We start from the raw sequence: 17,419 nt of genomic DNA on the forward strand, positions 1-17,419 counted from the left end.
ATGTCCAACATCTTCACCCGTAGCGCCAATGGCGTAATGGACTGGGTCAACGAGCGGGCGCCGGCGCTGATGCCGATGTACCGCAAGCACATGACCGAGTACTACGCACCGAAGAACTTCAACATCTGGTACATCTTCGGCGTGCTGTCCACGGTGATCCTGGTCAACCAGATCGTCACCGGCATCTTCCTGACGATGCACTACAAGCCCTCGGCCGCCGAGGCGTTCCACTCCGTCGAATACATCATGCGCGACGTGGAGTGGGGCTGGCTGATCCGGTACATGCATTCCACCGGAGCGTCGTTCTTCTTCATCGCCGTGTACCTGCACATGTTCCGCGGGCTGATGTACGGCAGTTACCAGAAGCCGCGCGAGCTGGTGTGGATCCTCGGCATGCTGATCTACCTGGTGCTGATGGCCGAGGCGTTCCTGGGCTACGTGCTGCCGTGGGGCCAGATGTCGTTCTGGGGCGCGAAGGTGATCATCTCGCTGTTCGGCGCGATCCCGATCATCGGCGGTGGCCTGGTCGAGTGGATCATGGGCGACTACCTGCCCAGCGATGCCACCCTGAACCGCTTCTTCGCCCTGCACGTGATCGCCCTGCCGCTGGTGCTGCTGCTGCTGGTGGTGCTGCACCTGGGCGCACTGCACGAGGTCGGCTCCAACAACCCCGACGGCGTGGAGATCAAGCAGGGCCCGAAGGGCAACCGCTGGTCGCCGACCGCTCCGAGGGATGGCGTGCCGTTCCACCCGTACTACACGGTCAAGGACACGTTCTACGTCGCGGCGATGCTGTTCCTGGCGGCGTTCGTGATCTTCTTCGTGCCCGAGTTCGGCGGCTGGTTCATCGAGCACGACAACTTCGTTGAAGCCAATCCGATGGTCACCCCCGAGCTGATCAAGCCGGTGTGGTACTACACGCCGTACTACGCGATGCTGCGGGTGATTCCTGACAAGCTCGGCGGCGTGATGGTCATGTTCGGTGCCATCGCGATCCTGTTCGCGGTGCCGTGGCTTGACCGGGCCAAGGTCAAGTCCTACCGCTACCGCGGCCTGATGTCGAAGGTGCTGCTTGGCCTGTTTGCGATCACCTTCGTGTGGCTGGGCAAGATCGGCGCCGGCCCCGGTACCGATCCGGTCGAGACCATCGTTGGCCGTATCCTGACCTTCTACTACTTCGCTTTCTTCATCACCATGCCGATATGGACGAAGATGGACAGCACCAAGCCTGTGCCGGAACGGGTGACGACACATGACTAAGAATCTCTTCGCCCGCACGACCGCGATCCTCGCCGGCCTGCTGCTGTCCTTCTCTGCATTGGCGGCCGGTGGTTCGACCGGGCTGATGCAGTCGGGCACCGACCTGAGTGACCGTGGGTCGCTGCAGCGCGGCGCCAAGCTGTTCATGAACTACTGCTCGGCCTGTCATTCCTTGGAGCACCTGCGCTACTCGCGCATGGCTGAGGACCTGGGACTGAGCGAAGAAGAGGTGATGGAAAACCTCAACTTCACCGGCGCGCCGTTCGGCGAGCACATCGTTTCGGCCATGCCGGCCGACGGCGCTGCGGAATGGTTCGGCGTTGCCCCGCCAGACCTGTCGCTCACCGTGCGCTCCAAGATCGGCGGCCCGGACTGGGTCTATACCTTCCTGATGAGCTTCTATCAGGATGACTCGAGCGCGCTGGGCTGGAACAACACCTGGTTCCCTGATGTGTCCATGCCCAATCCGCTGTGGAACCTGCAGGGCCCGCAGCGGCCCGTGCTGGGGCCGGCGGACGAGATGGGCGCACCGACCATCGAGCGTCTGGAGCTGGCCCAGCCTGGCAGCCAGAGCGCCGAGGAGTTCCAGCGCAGCGTCCGCGACATCACCGCTTTTCTCGAGTACGCCGCGGAGCCGGCGGCACTCAAGCGCCAGGGCATCGGCGTCTGGGTCCTCCTGTTCCTGGCGTTCTTCACGCTTCTGACCTGGTTGCTCAAGCAGGAGTACTGGCGGGACGTGAAGTAAGCCGCAGGATGTTCAGCGGATCCGGCTGGGATGCCGGGTCCGCATTGCCGGGCGCGCTCTGCGCGGTACCCGGCAGACGCGGATGAAAACCCGGGGAACCGTGGCGACCGCACGCAAGGGGTGGGCGGCGCCTGATGTAGCCGGCGGAATCCGGCGACTGGAGAGGGCCAAATGACGGCTGCGAGTCCACGTATGCGCAATGCGCTTACCCTGTTTTCATCCGATGACGATGTGCTGTGCCATCGGGTCCGCCTGGTCCTGGCGGTCAAGGGAGTCACCCACGACCTGATCTCCGTGGATCCACAGGATCCGCCCGAGGACCTGATTGATCTCAATCCCTACCATTCCGTGCCCACCCTGGTGGAGCGGGAAATGGTGCTGTACGCGGCCAGCGTAGTCTGCGAATACCTGGACGAGCGCTACCCGCATCCGCCGCTGATGCCGATTGAACCGCTGGCCCGGGCGCGCCTGCGCCTGGCCATGCTGCGCCTGGAGCACGACTGGGTGCCGCAGATCCAGAAGATCCAGCGCGGCACCAAGCGCGAAGCAGATGACGCGCGCAAGCGGCTGAGAGAGCTGGTGACCGCCTCGGTCCCGCTGTTCAAGGCGCACAAGTTCTATCTCAACGGCGAGATGAGCCTGGCCGACTGCGCCATGGCGCCGATCGTGTGGCGACTGCCTGCGTTGGGCGTTCCCTTGCCCAGGGATGGCAAGGCAATCGAGGATTACGGTGGCCGGCTGTTCCGCAACCCGGCCTTCGAGCGCAGCCTGACCGCCGCCGAGCGCAAGCTCAACGAGCTTCCGGGCTGAGCCCGGGGGTCGCCGCGGGCCCGCAGCGGTTAAACTGGCCGCATGAGCAATGAAGAAGACTTCCCGGCGATGACCAGCCACCGCCCGTACCTGTTACGGGCGTTGTACGAATGGATCGCTGACAACGGCATGACCCCCCACCTGCTGGTGGATGCGGAGCAGCCCGGCGTGCGCGTCCCTCTCCATTCCGTCAAGGACGGCAGGGTGGTGCTGAACGTGGCAGAGCGTGCCGTGGCGCGCCTGCAGATGGACAATGACTCGGTGCGCTTTTCCGCCCGCTTTGGCGGGGTCAGCCAGCCGGTTGACGTGCCCATGGCGGCGGTGATTGCCATCTATGCGCGTGAAACAGGACAGGGGATGGTGCTGCCGGAAGACGTGGGGGGCCCGCAACCCGGTCCCGAGGGCGTGCCTCCGTCATCGCCGGATGATGGCGGCAATGGCAATGGTGGTAGCGATGGTCCGGGGCCAGAGTCCACGCCGCCCAAGCGCGGGCACCTTCGCGTGGTGAAGTAGGCCCGGGTGCAGCGCTCCGCGTGCGGGCCTGATCAGACCCCGGTTCCGGTTCCGGGCAAGGGGCCGCTGAACCCCACCAGCTTCTCGCCCTGCAAGACCATGCGGCCGACGTGGCGCTGTACGCCATCGTCAGACCAGTAGAAGCGGAAGCTGTACTCGAGGCCCAGGCGCCCGTCGTCGCGCCGGCGCACGCGCAGCCGTTCCGCATGCACGCTGTGGTCCAGCAGCTGTACCCCCGCACGCTTGCAGGCGTCGCGGCCCAGCTCAGTGGCCCGCTCGGCGGCCGCGCGCGAGGCGCTCCAGAAAGCAGCGCCCGCGGCGCCCAGGATCATCGCCAGCGTCATCCATTCCATGGCGCCATTGTGGCCCATAGGACACGGCCAGCGGGCGGCTCAGGCCGGTGGCGGGCCGAGTTTCATGGACAAATCAATGGCGTGCACATGCTTGGTCAGCGCGCCGATGGAAACGAAGTCCACACCGTCCCCGGCTACCGCACGCAGGCTGTCCAGATCAACGTTGCCCGATACCTCGAGCGGGATCCCTCCGCTGAACGGCTCGCCGCCGGCGATCCGCACTGCCTCGCGCCGGTCGGCGGCGGCGAAGTTGTCGATCAGGATGCGATCGCACCCTGCCTCCAGCGCTTCGCGCAGCTGCACGAGGGTTTCCACCTCGACGATCAGCGGAAGGGCAGGGTGCAGCTCGCGTGCGCGAGCAATGGCGGCGCTGACTGAGCCGGCCACGCGCACATGGTTTTCCTTCAGCATGACCGCATCGTACAGCCCCATTCGGTGGTTGAACCCACCGCCAGCCTGCACGGCATATTTCTGCGCCAGCCGCAGGCCGGGCAGGGTCTTGCGCGTGTCCAGGATCCGGGCTTTGGTGCCGCGCACCGCGCCCACATGGGCGGCGGTGGTGGTGGCCGTGCCGCTGAGCGTCTGCATGAAATTCAGTGCCGTGCGTTCGGCGCTGACCAGGGCGCGGGCGCGCCCCTCAAGGGTCGCCAGCACGGTGCCGGCCGATACCCGGTCTCCCTCGGCCACCCGCCAGTCGATCCGCACCGCGGGATCAAGCGCCCGGTGGCAGGCCTCGAACCAGGGGCGGCCGCAGACCACCGCATCTTCCTTGCACAGCAGATAGGCGCTGTCCGCGGTGTCGGGCAGCAGGGCAGCGGTCACGTCGCCATCGCCCAGGTCCTCGGCCAATGCGCGAGCCACATCGGCCTCGATCATGGCCTGAGGAGGTGGTTGCAGGGCCATGGCTCAGGTTTCCGTGAAGCCGGCCACGTTGGAAGTGGGGATGGCCTCGTCGGCCAGCAGCACCGGGATGCCTTCGTCGATGCGGTACACCAGCTTGCGGTCGCGGGTCACCAGCGCCTCGCGCAGCGGAACGGTTTCGGGAGTGTCGTCGGAGCGGTTCACCTGGCCGGCCGTGATCGCCGCGTTGAGCGCCTGCATGCCGTGCTTTTCAAGCACGGACAGCGACTGGCGGGTGGCCGGGCAGACGAGGATGTCCAGCAGTTTGCGGTCCATGAATACCTTTTCTGTCGAAAGATGTAGGGGCTGGGGAAAAGCGTAACACCTGTGCCGCAGGCCCGGCCCGAACCGGCTAAAATGGCGCTTTGCCGACGAGGAACCGCATGTCAGCCACGCCAGCAGATTCCGCAGCGCCGATTGTTGGCGTTGTCATGGGTTCGCGTTCTGATTGGGACACGATGCAGCACGCCGTCGAGAAGCTCGAAGCGCTCGGCGTGCCGCACGAGGTGCGGGTGGTTTCCGCGCACCGCACGCCCGATGTCATGTTCGACTACGCGGCCACTGCTGCTGATCGTGGCCTGCGCGCAATCATCGCCGGCGCCGGCGGGGCGGCCCATCTGCCCGGCATGCTGGCGTCCAAGACCGCGGTGCCGGTGCTGGGCGTGCCAGTGCAATCCCGGGCGCTCAACGGAATGGACTCGCTGCTGTCCATCGTGCAGATGCCCTCCGGTGTACCGGTGGCCACCTTTTCCATTGGCGCGGCCGGGGCGGCCAACGCCGCGCTGTTTGCAGCTGCCATGGTGGCCGGCACCGATGCCCGCATCGCCGCAGCGCTGGATGCTTTCCGCCGCCGGCAGACCGAGGCGGTCGTCCTCGACAGCGATCCGCGCAAGTGACCACCAAGGGTAAAAGGCCGGTGGTGGGGATCCTGGGCGGCGGGCAGCTGGCCAGGATGCTTGCGCTGGCAGGGGTGCCTCTGGGGCTGCGGTTCCAGGTGCTGGATCCGGCCGCCGACGCCTGTGCCGGACAGATCGTGCCCCAGCTTGCTGCCGGCTACGATGACCAGGCGGCGCTGGCCGACTTCGCCGCCAAGGTGGACGTGGCCACGTTTGATTTCGAAAACGTGCCGGCCGACTCCGCCAGGCGCCTGGCCGAACGGGTCAAGGTGTTCCCCAACCCGGAGGCGCTGGCTGCTGCCCAGGACCGGCTGACGGAGAAAACCCTGTTCCAGCAGCTGGACATTCCAGTGCCCGCGTTTGAAGACGTGGCATCGCGCGAAGGGCTGGACACGGCGATTGCCCGTATTGGCACGCCATGCATTCTCAAGACCCGGCGCCTTGGTTATGACGGCAAGGGCCAGTTCCGCATCCACGGCCCCGACGACGCTGCGCAGGCCTGGGAGGCACTGGGTACGCAGGCGCAGAAGGTCGGGCTGATCCTGGAAGCCTTCGTGCCTTTCGACCGCGAGCTGAGCGTGGTGGCGGTGCGCGGGCGCGACGGCGAGTTCCGCACCTGGCCGCTGACCTGGAACTGGCATGTGGACGGCGTGCTGTCAGCCAGCCTCGCACCCGCGCCCGGGGTTGATCCGGCGTTGGCCGAGACTGCATCCGGCTATGCGCGGCGGCTGGCGGAAGAGCTCGACTACGTAGGCGTGTTCGCGCTGGAGCTGTTCTGCTGCGGCAGCGGGCTGATGGCCAACGAGATGGCGCCGCGGGTGCACAACTCCGGTCACTGGACGATCGAGGGTGCGCAGACTTCGCAGTTCGAAAACCATCTGCGCTCGGTGCTGGGGCTGCCGCTGGGCGCGACGGACGCGATTGGTCATTCCTGCATGCTCAACTGGATCGGCGACATGCCGGATCCGGCGCCGGTGCTGCGTGAGGCGGGTGGCCACTGGCACGACTATGGGAAACAGGCACGTGCGGGCCGCAAGGTGGGCCACGCCACGCTGCGCGCCGATGTGCCGCAGACCCTGGCGGCGTCCCTGCAGCGCGTCGGCGACGCCCTCGGCCGCCAGTCGCAGGCGAGCCCGGTCATCGCCGCGCTGCACGACTCCTCCCTGTAGGAGCGCGCCATGCGCGCGAAGCCGCGTGATCCATGATCGCGCGGCGTAATTTCGGTACCGGTGCCGGTGGTGCTCCCGAAGCTCCACCGCGTTGCTCGATGTCACGCGGCTTCGCGCGCATGGCGCGCTCCTACAACGGACGGGTCATCCAGTAGCGCCGGGTCATGTACCAGCCCGGTCAGGCCATCCGGCCGGTGACGGCGTCCCAGTCGACCAGCTGCCAGAACGCTTCCAGGTATTTCCCGCGGTCGTCGCGGTAGTCCAGCACGTAGGCGTGTTCCCAAAGGCTGCAGGCCAGCAGAACCCGGTCCGGTCCAGTGAGCGGGGTGACCGAGTGGGGGGTGACGGCGATCGCCAGGCGTCCGTCAGTGCGCTGCAGCAGCCAGGCCCAGCCGGGGCCAAAGTTCCGCAGTGAGGCCTGGTTGAAGTGCTTTCGCAGCCCGGCCAGGCTGCCGAACGCCGTGTTGATCGCGTCGGCCAGCTTGCCTTCCGGCTCGCCGCCGCTGTCAACGGCTGAGGCCTTCAGGCCATTCCAGTAAAGACCCATCGCCCAGGCCTGGGCCGCGCATTCGGCCATCGCGCCCTGGGCCTTGCGGGTGATCTCTTCCAGCGGCATCTCCGCAAACACGGTGCCGGCGGCAAGCGTATCCAGCCGTTCCAGATGCCCACGCTGCAGGTGCCCGTGATGCAGGTCCAGGGTCTCCCCCGAAAGGTGCGGTTCCAGAGCGGTACGTTCGTAAGGCAGTGCTGGCAGTTCGAAGGGCATGCGCGGCCGATGCAAGGATTACAATGGTCCGGATTCTAACCCCCAGACAGTGACGCCGGTCCCGGAACCCCCGCGACCGGCTTCGCAGGAGTTGTTCATGGCAGTCATGCAGCGCATCCGGGACGAGGTGGAGCAGCACCCAATCGTCCTTTTCATGAAGGGAACCCCGCAGTTCCCCATGTGCGGGTTTTCCAACCGCGCGACCCAGGCGCTCCTTCAGTCCGGCGTGCAGGAGCTGCATACGGTCAACGTGCTGGAGGATCCGGAAATCCGCGCCAACCTGCCGCGCTACTCCAACTGGCCCACCTTCCCGCAGCTGTTCATCAACGGTGAGCTGATCGGCGGCAGCGATATCACGCTTGAGTTGCATGAATCCGGAGAACTGGCCCGAATGGTGGCGGAGATCGACAAGCCGTGACCGCGACGGCATCTTCCGCCTCTGCACCGGTCGAAGCGGCTCCGCTGGCCGGACGTGTCGTACTGGTGGTTGGAGCGCACGGCGGACTGGGCCGCGAGGCCTCGCTGGCCTGTGCCGCAGCGGGTGCCAGGCTGGTGCTGCTCGGGCGCAAGGTGCCCCGGCTCAACCGGGTGCACGATGCCATCGCCAAAAGCGGCGGGGAGGCGGCCCTGTATCCGCTGGACCTGGAGGGAGCGGGTCCGGATGACTACGCCGAGATGGCCGGGCGGATTGAAGAAGCGTTCGGCCAGCTGGATGGCGTGCTCCACTGCGCCGCGGACTTTCCCGGACTGACACCGCTGGAGCACACCGACCCGGCCGCCTTCGCGCGTGCCATCCACGTCAATCTCACCGCCCGTTGGTGGCTGACCCAGGCCTGCCTTCCGCTGCTGCGCCGGTCCGAAGACGGCGCGGTGGTGTTTGCGATCGACGATCCGGCGCGCACCTCGCAGGCTTATTGGGGTGGCTACGGCATCGCCCAGGGCGGGTTGGAGGTGCTGGTGCCCATGCTGCACAGCGAGCTTGCCAGCACCACGGTACGGGTCTGCGGGCTGCGCCCCGGCCCCATGCGCACTCCGCTGCGGGCCCAGGCCTACATGGATCGGGAAGGGCCCGAAGCGGCCGATCCCGCTGCGTACGCCCAGGCTTGCGTGAACCTGCTTTCAGCCGCCGGCAATGCGCATCGCGGCCGCATCTGGGGCGGCGCCGGATCAAGCCTGTAGTAGGGGTCTTGCTGCCGCGGATGACCTGTGTGCAAGCACTTGCAGCACCTTGTTCGAATTCCGCATGAAATCGCCGGCCATCCAGCAGGTTGCAGTACTTCGCAGACCGTCATATTGCTGTCATACACGGCGGCTACCGTGTTAATCTCTTGTTAACAGGCTGGCCCGCGAACGCGCGTCGGCCTGTCTCCCCACCCCCAATGGATTTCCCATCTGCCGCGCCGGACTGCGCGGCAATCATCCACGTACGTATCGAGGCCATTGAACATGACTCCCAAGCACCGCGTCCGACTCTCGAAGCTGTCGCTCGGTTTGATTGTCGCGCTTGCCGCGGCTCCCGCGTTTGCCCAGAGCACCTCTGCTGGTATTGGCGGACAGGTTGTTGGTTCCGATGGCCAGCCGGTAGCTGGCGCCGAAGTGACCATCCTGCACACGGAGTCCGGCACGGTCAGTCGTGTTAGCACGGACGCCAGTGGCCGTTACAACGCCCGCGGCCTGCGCGTGGGTGGTCCTTACTCCGTCACCGTCACCAAGCCGGGTGAGGGCACCCGGACCGAAGACGATGTGTACCTCAACCTGAGCCAGGTCAACACCGTCAACGCCATTCTGGTGGGTGACGTGACCACCCTGGACCGCGTGGTGGCCACCGGTACCTACGTGGGCTCCGACATCTTCAGCTCCACCAAGATGGGTACCGGCACCAACGTTGACCAGCGCACCATCGAAGCGCTGCCTTCGGCCACCCGCAACATCCAGGACTACATCCGCCTGGACCCGCGCATCTCCCAGATCAGCAAGGCAGACGGTGCGATTTCGGCCGGTGGCCAGAACTCGCGCTTCAACGTGATCCGCATCGACGGCATCAGCAGCAGCGATCCGTTCGGCCTCGAAGCCAACAACATGCCGACCCAGCGCCAGCCGGTGTCGATGGACGCGATCGAGGAAATCCAGATCGACCTGGCCAACTACGACGTGACCATCTCCGGTGGCACCGGCGCCGTGGTCAACGCGGTGACCAAGTCGGGCACCAACGAATTCAGCGGCACGATGTACTACAACCTGCGCGACGGCGACTGGGTGCGCAGCGACCTGCAGGGCATCGACTTCAACGGCTTCGACAAGGAAGAAACCTACGGCATGACCTTCGGTGGTCCGCTGATCAAGGACCGCCTGTTCTTCTTCGCCAACTACGAGAAGTTCACCCGCAGCGCCCCGGGCACCAGCCTGGCAGGTACCCCGTACGGCCGCGGCGACATCACCGATGCACATATCGACCGCATCCAGGCTGCCGCGCAGTCGTTCGGTTTCGACGCCGGCACCTTCGAACTCCCCGAGTCCAGCAAGACCGACATCGAGGAGTACGCGATCAAGCTGGACTGGAACATCAGCGACGACCACCGCGCCGCGTTCCGCTACAGCAAGATGGAGCAGGTGGAGCCGCGCATTCCGGGCATCGGCAACGGCAGCATCTCGCTGAGCAGCTACTGGTTCAACCAGAACAAGAACTTCGAAAGCTACATGTTCGAGCTGTTCAGCGACTGGGGCGACAACCTGTCCACCGAGTTCAAGGTGTCGCAGCGCGACTATGATTCCGTCGCCGCGCCGTTCGCCAACCTGCCGGGCGTGATCATCAACAACGCCGGCGGCGTGGGCCAGAGCACGGTGAACCTCGGCACCGAGCGCAACCGCCACATCAACGTGGTCGAGACGTCGCAGCTCTCGCTGTTCGGCGCTGCCAACTGGTATGTGGGCGACCACACCTTCAAGTTCGGCTTCGACTACGAAGACAACGACGTCCTCAACTTCTACGGCCGCGACCTGAACGGTGTGTACACCTTCGACAGCCTGGAAGAGTTCGAGGCCGGCAATGCGTTCCGTTACGACCTGCGCGCCCCGCGTCCGGGTGGCGACTTCAGCGACATCCCGGCCGCGTACACCTTCCGCAACCTCGGCCTGTTCGTGCAGGACACGTGGGCGGTCAACTACAACCTGACCCTGACCGCCGGCCTGCGCGTGGACATGCCGGACTTCGGCGACAGCCCGATCTTCAACCAGCGCCTGCTGGACATCTACGGCTACGACAACAGGGTCACCGTGGACAAGAAGCTGTGGCAGCCGCGCTTCGGCTTCAACTACACCTTCGACAGTGATCGTCCGACCCAGCTGCGCGGTGGCGTGGGCCTGTTCCAGGGTGGCAACCCGAACGTGTGGCTGGCTGGTCCGTTCTCGAACACCGGCCTGAACTTCGACACCTACGACCTGCGTGACGATAACGTTCCGGCGTTCAGCCCGAACCTGCCGCCGGCGATCCCGGCCGGCAGCGCTGCTCCGCCCCTGATCACCGCCGACATGATCGAGCCCGGCCTGGCCCTGCCTTCGATCTGGAAGGCCAACCTGGCGTTCGATCACGAGCTGCCGTGGTACGGCGTGGTGGCGTCGGCCGAGCTGCTGCTGACCAAGAACAAGAACGCGCTGTGGTTTGACCGCATCGACGTGGGTACGCCGACGGCGTTTGGCCAGGACGGCCGTGCCATTTACTGGAACGAGGCGGGCCGTGACCCGACCAACGCCGGTCGCTTTGGCATGACCCACGGCCAGGAAGGCGCGGGCAACCGTGCCAACAAGCATCCGGAAGTGGCCCAGGCCATCGTGATCCGCAACACCGATGAAGGCTCGGCCCGTCAGCTCACCCTGGCGCTGTCCAAGCCGATGCAGGACGAGTGGGGCTGGTCGATGGGGTACACCTACACCCACGCCACCGAGTTCAGCCCGGCCACCAGCTCGCAGAACTCGTCGAACTGGAATAACCAGATGGTGTTCCAGGCCAATCAGCCGGTCGACTACAACTCGCGTTACGCGATCAAGGACCGTTTCACCGGTTCGCTGACCTGGCAGAAGGCGCTGTTCGGCGACAACTACACCCGCGTTGGCGTGTTCTATGAAGGTCGTGCCGGCCGTCCTTACAGCTACATCTTCTACAACGACGTCAACGGCGACAGCGCCAACACCAACGACCTGTTCTACGTTCCGAATGGTCCGGGTGACGTGCTGTTCACCGGCGGCGCGGAGATGGAAGCCGACTTCTTCGAATGGCTCAACCAGAACCCGCACCTGAAGAGCTACCAGGGCGGCGTGGTGCCGGCCAACTCGCACCGTGCGGGCTGGACCAACACCTTCGACCTGCGCGTGAGCCAGGAGATCCCGATGTTCTTCGGCCACAAGGCCGAGGTGGCCCTGGACGTGATGAACGTGGGCAACCTGATCAACAAGGACTGGGGCCTGATCGAGGACTACGGCTTCTACGCGACCCGTCGCGTGGCCAACTACGCGGGTATTGACCCGGCAACCGGCAAGTACGTCTACAACTTCACCGGTTCCACTGACAGTTCCGGCATCCAGGAAAACAACGGTGATGGCATCAACACCGGCGTTTCCCGCTGGTCGGTCATGCTGAGCCTGAAGTACAAGTTCTGACCTGCACTACGCAACACGCTTGAAGGAAACGGCCGGGCTTGTCCCGGCCGTTTCTATTTGTGGGGCCCCCTGCCGGGGCAAATACCGTAAAGTTCCAGCCTGGATAAAACGACAAGAACAGGAAGATATGACCGAAGAATTGAAGGCGCCGAAGGCGGTGCCGGTACAGAGCGCCCGCATCTACCCCCATGGCGGTCTGGACATCCTCTCGCACAAGGAAGTGGCGCGGCTGAAGGACGCCTCGCGCGGAGGCCTGCACGACCTGCTGCGCCGCTGCGCGCTGGCCGTGCTGACCAGCGGCAGCGCCAGCGACGACCCGCGCGCTGCGCAGGAGCTGTATCCCACTTTCGACATCCAGGTGCTGCAGCACGACCGCGGCCTGCGCCTGGACCTGACCGACGCGCCGGCCATGGCCTTCGTCGATGGCCAGATCATCCAGGGCATCGCCGAACTGCTGTTTGCCGTGGTCCGCGACCTGGCCTGGACCGCGATCGAGCGTGACGAGGACGCGGGCCACCCGCCCGGGACCTCCGAGGAAATCACCGACGAGGTCTTCGGCCACCTGCGCAACGCCCGCGTATTGCAGCCGGGCGAGCCGAACCTGGTGGTGTGCTGGGGCGGCCACTCCATCACCCGCGCCGAGTACGACTACACCAAACTGGTCGGCTACGAGCTGGGGCTGCGTGGTTTTGATATCTGCACCGGCTGTGGCCCGGGCGCCATGAAGGGCCCGATGAAGGGCGCCAACGTGGCCCACGCCAAGCAGCGGCGCTACAAGTCGCGCTATCTGGGCATCACCGAGCCGGGCATCATCGCCGCTGAGTCGCCCAATCCGATCGTCAACCACCTGGTGATCATGCCGGACATCGAGAAGCGCCTGGAGGCCTTCCTGCGCACCGGCCACGGTGTGATCGTGTTCCCCGGTGGCGTCGGCACCGCCGAGGAGATCCTCTACCTGCTGGGCCTGCTGCTGCGCGAGGAGAACCAGGGCCTGGCCATGCCGGTCATCTTCACCGGCCCCACCTCGGCCGCGCCGTACTTCGAGCAGATCGACCAGTTCATTCGCCTCACGCTGGGCGAAGAGGCCGCCGGGCTCTACGAGATCATCATCGACGACCCGGAGCAGGTGGCCCGCAGCATGGTGCAGGGCGTGCGCCAGGTGCGTCAGCGCCGGATCGAACGCAAGGACTCGTTCTTCTTCAACTGGTCACTGCACATCCCGCTGGAATTCCAGCAGCCCTTCATCCCCACCCACGAGGCCATGGCCGGCCTGGACCTGCACCACGGCCGCAAGTCCTACGCACTGGCCGCCGACCTGCGCCGCGCGTTCTCCGGCATCGTCGCCGGCAACGTGAAGGAAGAGGGCATGCGCCGGGTGGAAGAGCACGGACCGTTCAAGATCCATGGCGACAAGGACATGATGGAGGCCCTGGATGCGCTGCTGCGCGCGTTTGTGCAGCAGCGGCGGATGAAGATTTCTGGGCAGTATCGGCCTTGTTATGAGGTGGTGACCTGAGGCGTGGAGGGCGATCTCAACGGAGCGGTAATCGTCGCTGCGTAGCGCCCGTCCTCAATCAAGGTGGTCAATGATCCCTGGCCGCCCGTCATCGCCTCGATCCGGCTGGCGACCGAAGGCTGGCCCACACCATGGCCTTTGCCCGTGCCGACTGCCACCCCGGTGGGCAGGTCATTGTGCACGGTGATCCGCAAGTGGTTCCCGGCGTGAGTCAGCATCACGTCGATGCGTCCGCCTTCCCGGCGCGGCTCGATGCCATGGCGCACCGCGTTCTCGACCAGCGGCTGGATCGATAGCGCCGGGACGTCCACCTCGGGCAGGGGGGAAGGCAGGTCCCAGCGCACGTTCAGGCGCGCACCAAGCCGGAGGCTCTCGATCTCCAGGTAGCGCCGCGCCAGGTCAAGCTCTTCGGCAAGAGGGATGAAGCGCGGCCCGGCAAGGGCGCTGCGGAACAGGTCGGAAAGATCAAGCAGCACGCGCTCCGCCTCATCCGGTCGCTGGTGCAGCAGAGCGAGCGCGGTGTTGAGGCTGTTGAACAGGAAGTGTGGGTGCGTGCGTGCCTGCAGCGCCTCCAGCTCCGCCTGCTTGGCCCGGACCGCCGCCTGGCGGGCACGCCAGTGGTTGTGGAAGGCGGCGAGGCCGAGGGTGCCGACTGCCAGCGCGATTCCCGTCACCCGGGCCATCGGCCCCAGCCAGTCCGATCCGCTGCCCAGCAGGGCCGGACCCACCAGCCCCCGCGCGGTGCCGGTGACGATCCACGTCCAGCCCAGCATCATCAGCAGCGCGAGCAGCGCCACCCGGTATGGGCTGAGCCTGCCAATCGGCCGGCGCAGCGCGTACAGGCTGCCCAGGGTCAGCAGGATCACCCACTGGATCAGGAACGAGGCCAGCCCGAACACCACCAACCGGTTGTCCTCCACGCCCGGCGAAAAGGTCAATACCAATGCCAGGCACAGCCCGGCCAGGATCGACCAGACAATGGCGGGAGCCTGCCAGAGGGCGTCAAGGGGTTGGCTGGTGGCGGCGTGGTTCATGGGTGAATCATAGGTGCTGTGGGCACCGCTCGGTCCTTCTCGCGGGCCACTGGTCGGGGAAAGCTGGTGCCTCCAGCCCGTACCACGTACCTTCAGCGTGTCGATAGTGCCGGGGAGGGCACATGGTCACAGCAGGGTCCGGGCATAGTCACGCGGTTCCGCGGAGCGTGAGCGGCTTCACGCTGATCGAATTGATGGTGACCGTTGCGGTATTGGCGATCTTGGCCACCTTGGCGGCCCCCAGTTTCACCACCCTTATCAACTCCAACCGCCTGGCGGGTGCAGCCAACGACATGGTAGCCGCGCTCCAGATGGCGCGCATGGAGGCCATCCGGCGCGGCGAGAGCGTCGTATTGTGTCCTTCAACTGACGGTGCTGATTGCGACGGCAGTGACTGGTCACGGTTGATCGTCTTCTCAGATCGCGACGGAAGCCGGAACGTTGGTGCCGTAGATATCGTGTTGAGGGATATCACCCTGACCGCTTCCGGTATCTCGGTAAACCCCAGCCCGAACGTCAGCGGAACGGACTGGATCAGGTTCGCGGCTGACGGGATGGTCTGGGTTGGCAGTGACCGGCAGGGTGCAATCAGTATTTGCAGTTCCAAGGTCCCCGTAGACCGCAATACCCGTGATATCCACGCAGTCGTCAGCCGTATTTCCGTGTCAACGCGTAACGGAACCACTGCCTGTGACGCGCCAACGGACAATTGAAATGCCTATGCACCTCCATACCTTTCGCCCAGATCGCCGACACCAAGGCGGCAGTTCATTACTTGAGGTTCTGATCGCCGTGTTGGTGTTGGCGATCGGCCTGCTCGGGCTGGCGGCGATGTCCGCGACGACCCTGAAAAACAGCAACAGTTCAGCGGCACGCTCGCAGGCGGTGGTGCACATCTACTCCCTGTACGACACGTTGCGACTTGAGCGCCAAAGGGCGATGGACGGCGAGTTCAACGTAAATGCCTGGACCCGCGAAGCAACTGCCGCCAACGCCGACGACACGGTGGAGTACGGCGTCTTCAACGCGTGGTTGGGTCAAGTGCAGAAAAGTCTTGGTGATCCTGATGCGCGCGGACGGTTGGTGTGTGATCACGACTCTTGTGTTGCCGGTATCCGTTGGAATGACAGCCGAGCGACCGGTGGCGAAACCGAACTTGAAATCGAGACCGAGAGCAGGCTCTGACATGCCATACCAGCGTATCCCGAAGATTAACCTTTCTCGCCTCGCGCATCGCGAGCGCGGCGCGACCTTGATCGAACTGATGATTGCGTTGCTGCTTGGGCTGGTGGTGGTTGCGGCTGCCAGCGGCCTGTTCCTGACCAACAAGCGGGTTTATGCATCAACGGAAACGCTCAACCGGATCCAAGAGAACACCCGCGCCGCGTTCGAAATCATGGCCCGGGACATCCGGGAGGCGGGTGGCAATCCGTGCGGGATCAGGTCCAGGCCCGTTAGCCAACTGGTATCGGGAGAAACGGGTTGGTGGCCTGATTACTTCAGTGGACTGCATGGTTATGGCCCGGGGGCGGCTTCACCTGCGGGTACAGCCATTGCGGCCGGGACGGACGCCCTTGACCTGCACCTTGCCGGTGGAGGGGAGATCTACGTCACCGATCACAGCAACCCGGGCGCCGACCTGGACGTGACTGACGTCGGTGACATCGCGAATGACGACCTGCTCATGGTGTGTAATGAGGAGTTTTCGCTGGTATTCCAGGCGACAAACGTCATGTCAAGCTCGCTCAAGATCGTCCACGGCAGCGGTAGCTCGCAGAACTGCACGCAGCGTTTCCGAACCGAATACGATTGCAGCAACGGCAACAGTCCCCACGACTACTGCATGTACGTCCCGCCCGGGGGGAACCCCGCGGCATGCAATGGCCGTTACAGTTCCAATCCCGCCCGGATCGTGAGAATCCAGTCGTATCGCTGGTACGTCGCGGAGAACGGACGGGGTGGGGACTCGCTGTATCGCGCGACACTACTCCACGATCCTGCCGGCGGCACTCCCTCTATCGAAACCACCGCAGAGATTGCCGAAGGCATCAGTAATCTCAGCCTGGCTTATCGTTCCACGGGATCTACCGCCTGGCAGCTCGCATCCGGCGTCACTGACTGGTCGCGGGTCAATGCGGTCAGGGTCCAGTTCACCGCGACGGGAACCGATGGCGCGGTGCGAGGCGGTTATCTGGAGGGCACGGATGGAGACGTGCTGAGCCGCACGACCGCCCACGTCGTGGCGCTGCGGAACCGGGAAGGCGTGCTATGAGCCGCGGGAACGCCCAGCGGGGCGCCTCCCTCATCGTGGTCCTGCTGCTCCTGCTCGTGGTGACGCTGCTGGGGCTTGCGTCGCTGCGAAGCACGCTTTTGCAGGAGCGCATGGCCGGTAACCTCGCAGCCCGCAGCAACACGTTCCATGTTGCCGAAGCGGTTCTGCGTGAGGCGGAGGGCTGGGCCGCGTCCAAACCAACCGCGCCGACCAACGGCTGCGTCAACGGTGTTTGTGCACGCTTCCAGCCCACCGTTAAAAACCCTACCAGGGCGCCATGGGAGCAGGACGGATTCTGGGAAACGGGTGGTAGCGGCTTCAAGCTGGCCAGCGAAGACATCAACGGAGTTCGCGCCCAGTACGTCGTTGAAGATTTCGGTATGGGCGTGGATACCAGCTGTACAGCGTCGATCGACATGTCCGCGGCCGAATGCGAACCAGAATCCCAGATGTATCGAATCACCGTACGCAGCAAGGCCCCGGACGGCGCAGCCGTCATGCTGCAGTCCCTGTACGAAGTCCCGTGAGGAAC

Annotated in this window: 19 protein-coding genes; 14 read left to right on the forward strand and 5 right to left on the reverse strand. The window is 65.1% G+C overall.

The genetic code is table 11. The annotated features are described in order from the left end of the window. The 4 genes from ACW7G2_RS00085 to ACW7G2_RS00100 all read left to right on the forward strand — a co-directional run bounded on the left by ACW7G2_RS00085 (window position 1) and on the right by ACW7G2_RS00100 (window position 3,328). Window positions 1-1,260 (forward strand): cytochrome b, encoded by a 1,260-nt coding sequence (locus ACW7G2_RS00085; protein ID WP_456971491.1) that lies wholly within the window; start codon window positions 1-3, stop codon window positions 1,258-1,260. Further along, window positions 1,253-2,005, forward strand: a complete 753-nt coding sequence (locus tag ACW7G2_RS00090) for a cytochrome c1 (RefSeq protein ID WP_456971493.1) — start codon at window positions 1,253-1,255, stop codon at window positions 2,003-2,005. The genes ACW7G2_RS00085 and ACW7G2_RS00090 overlap by 8 nt, the downstream gene beginning before the upstream one ends. Window positions 2,006-2,176: 171 nt before the next feature. Then, window positions 2,177-2,815: a glutathione S-transferase N-terminal domain-containing protein gene (locus ACW7G2_RS00095; protein WP_456971495.1), complete on the forward strand. Its 639-nt coding sequence runs from the start codon at window positions 2,177-2,179 to the stop codon at window positions 2,813-2,815. A gap of 42 nt (window positions 2,816-2,857) precedes the next feature. Then, window positions 2,858-3,328 (forward strand): ClpXP protease specificity-enhancing factor, encoded by a 471-nt coding sequence (locus tag ACW7G2_RS00100; RefSeq protein ID WP_456971497.1) that lies wholly within the window; start codon window positions 2,858-2,860, stop codon window positions 3,326-3,328. A gap of 32 nt (window positions 3,329-3,360) precedes the next feature. Here the strand turns inward: ACW7G2_RS00100 and ACW7G2_RS00105 are convergent, their stop codons facing one another. Genes ACW7G2_RS00105 through ACW7G2_RS00115 form a run of 3 tightly spaced genes read right to left on the reverse strand, consistent with a single transcriptional unit; the run spans window position 3,361 to window position 4,857 of the window. Beyond that, window positions 3,361-3,681, reverse strand: coding sequence for a DUF3301 domain-containing protein (locus ACW7G2_RS00105; RefSeq protein ID WP_456971499.1), 321 nt, complete (start codon window positions 3,679-3,681; stop codon window positions 3,361-3,363). A gap of 39 nt (window positions 3,682-3,720) precedes the next feature. Continuing rightward, window positions 3,721-4,584: a carboxylating nicotinate-nucleotide diphosphorylase gene (gene nadC, locus ACW7G2_RS00110; protein WP_456971501.1), complete on the reverse strand. Its 864-nt coding sequence runs from the start codon at window positions 4,582-4,584 to the stop codon at window positions 3,721-3,723. Window positions 4,585-4,587: 3 nt separating this feature from the next. Next, on the reverse strand, window positions 4,588-4,857 hold the full coding sequence (locus ACW7G2_RS00115; protein WP_456971503.1) for a Trm112 family protein: 270 nt from the start codon (window positions 4,855-4,857) through the stop codon (window positions 4,588-4,590). A 107-nt stretch (window positions 4,858-4,964) separates the two neighbouring features. Here ACW7G2_RS00115 and purE point away from each other — a divergent pair, with 107 nt between their 5' ends. Continuing rightward, complete coding sequence (gene purE, locus ACW7G2_RS00120; protein WP_456971505.1) at window positions 4,965-5,477, forward strand: 5-(carboxyamino)imidazole ribonucleotide mutase; 513 nt, start codon at window positions 4,965-4,967, stop codon at window positions 5,475-5,477. Continuing rightward, the gene (locus ACW7G2_RS00125) at window positions 5,474-6,646 is read left to right on the forward strand and encodes a 5-(carboxyamino)imidazole ribonucleotide synthase (RefSeq protein WP_456971507.1); all 1,173 of its coding nucleotides are present in this window, start codon (window positions 5,474-5,476) and stop codon (window positions 6,644-6,646) included. The genes purE and ACW7G2_RS00125 overlap by 4 nt, the downstream gene beginning before the upstream one ends. 178 nt (window positions 6,647-6,824) lie before the next feature. Here the strand turns inward: ACW7G2_RS00125 and ACW7G2_RS00130 are convergent, their stop codons facing one another. After that, window positions 6,825-7,412, reverse strand: coding sequence for a Fe-Mn family superoxide dismutase (locus tag ACW7G2_RS00130; protein WP_456971509.1), 588 nt, complete (start codon window positions 7,410-7,412; stop codon window positions 6,825-6,827). Between the two features lie 97 nt (window positions 7,413-7,509). Between ACW7G2_RS00130 and grxD the strand changes: the two genes are divergently transcribed. The 4 genes from grxD (at window position 7,510) to ppnN (ending at window position 13,581) form a co-directional block, all read left to right on the forward strand. Then, the gene (gene grxD, locus ACW7G2_RS00135) at window positions 7,510-7,830 is read left to right on the forward strand and encodes a Grx4 family monothiol glutaredoxin (RefSeq protein WP_456971511.1); all 321 of its coding nucleotides are present in this window, start codon (window positions 7,510-7,512) and stop codon (window positions 7,828-7,830) included. Beyond that, window positions 7,827-8,591 carry an SDR family NAD(P)-dependent oxidoreductase gene (locus ACW7G2_RS00140; protein ID WP_456971513.1) on the forward strand — a complete coding sequence of 255 codons (765 nt, stop codon included), beginning with the start codon at window positions 7,827-7,829 and terminating at the stop codon, window positions 8,589-8,591. Before grxD ends, ACW7G2_RS00140 begins: the two co-directional genes overlap by 4 nt. A gap of 267 nt (window positions 8,592-8,858) precedes the next feature. After that, window positions 8,859-12,065: a TonB-dependent receptor gene (locus ACW7G2_RS00145; RefSeq protein WP_456971515.1), complete on the forward strand. Its 3,207-nt coding sequence runs from the start codon at window positions 8,859-8,861 to the stop codon at window positions 12,063-12,065. Between the two features lie 127 nt (window positions 12,066-12,192). After that, window positions 12,193-13,581 carry a nucleotide 5'-monophosphate nucleosidase PpnN gene (gene ppnN / locus ACW7G2_RS00150; RefSeq protein WP_456971517.1) on the forward strand — a complete coding sequence of 463 codons (1,389 nt, stop codon included), beginning with the start codon at window positions 12,193-12,195 and terminating at the stop codon, window positions 13,579-13,581. Here the strand turns inward: ppnN and ACW7G2_RS00155 are convergent. Next, window positions 13,563-14,615 (reverse strand): sensor histidine kinase, encoded by a 1,053-nt coding sequence (locus ACW7G2_RS00155; protein ID WP_456971519.1) that lies wholly within the window; start codon window positions 14,613-14,615, stop codon window positions 13,563-13,565. The two genes, ppnN and ACW7G2_RS00155, sit on opposite strands and share 19 nt — an antisense overlap. A gap of 167 nt (window positions 14,616-14,782) precedes the next feature. On the opposite strand from ACW7G2_RS00155, the gene ACW7G2_RS00160 reads away from it, so the two are divergent. Genes ACW7G2_RS00160 through ACW7G2_RS00175 form a run of 4 tightly spaced genes read left to right on the forward strand, consistent with a single transcriptional unit; the run spans window position 14,783 to window position 17,414 of the window. Next, window positions 14,783-15,328 carry a GspH/FimT family pseudopilin gene (locus ACW7G2_RS00160; RefSeq protein WP_456971521.1) on the forward strand — a complete coding sequence of 182 codons (546 nt, stop codon included), beginning with the start codon at window positions 14,783-14,785 and terminating at the stop codon, window positions 15,326-15,328. 7 nt (window positions 15,329-15,335) lie between these two features. Then, window positions 15,336-15,800, forward strand: a complete 465-nt coding sequence (gene pilV, locus ACW7G2_RS00165) for a type IV pilus modification protein PilV (RefSeq protein ID WP_456971523.1) — start codon at window positions 15,336-15,338, stop codon at window positions 15,798-15,800. 1 nt (window position 15,801) lies between these two features. Beyond that, window positions 15,802-16,887 carry a prepilin-type N-terminal cleavage/methylation domain-containing protein gene (locus tag ACW7G2_RS00170; RefSeq protein WP_456971525.1) on the forward strand — a complete coding sequence of 362 codons (1,086 nt, stop codon included), beginning with the start codon at window positions 15,802-15,804 and terminating at the stop codon, window positions 16,885-16,887. Next, window positions 16,884-17,414, forward strand: a complete 531-nt coding sequence (locus ACW7G2_RS00175) for a pilus assembly PilX family protein (RefSeq protein WP_456971527.1) — start codon at window positions 16,884-16,886, stop codon at window positions 17,412-17,414. The genes ACW7G2_RS00170 and ACW7G2_RS00175 overlap by 4 nt, the downstream gene beginning before the upstream one ends. The last annotated feature ends 5 nt before the right edge of the window (window positions 17,415-17,419 follow it).

Source organism: Luteimonas sp. A277 (genome assembly GCF_054052045.1).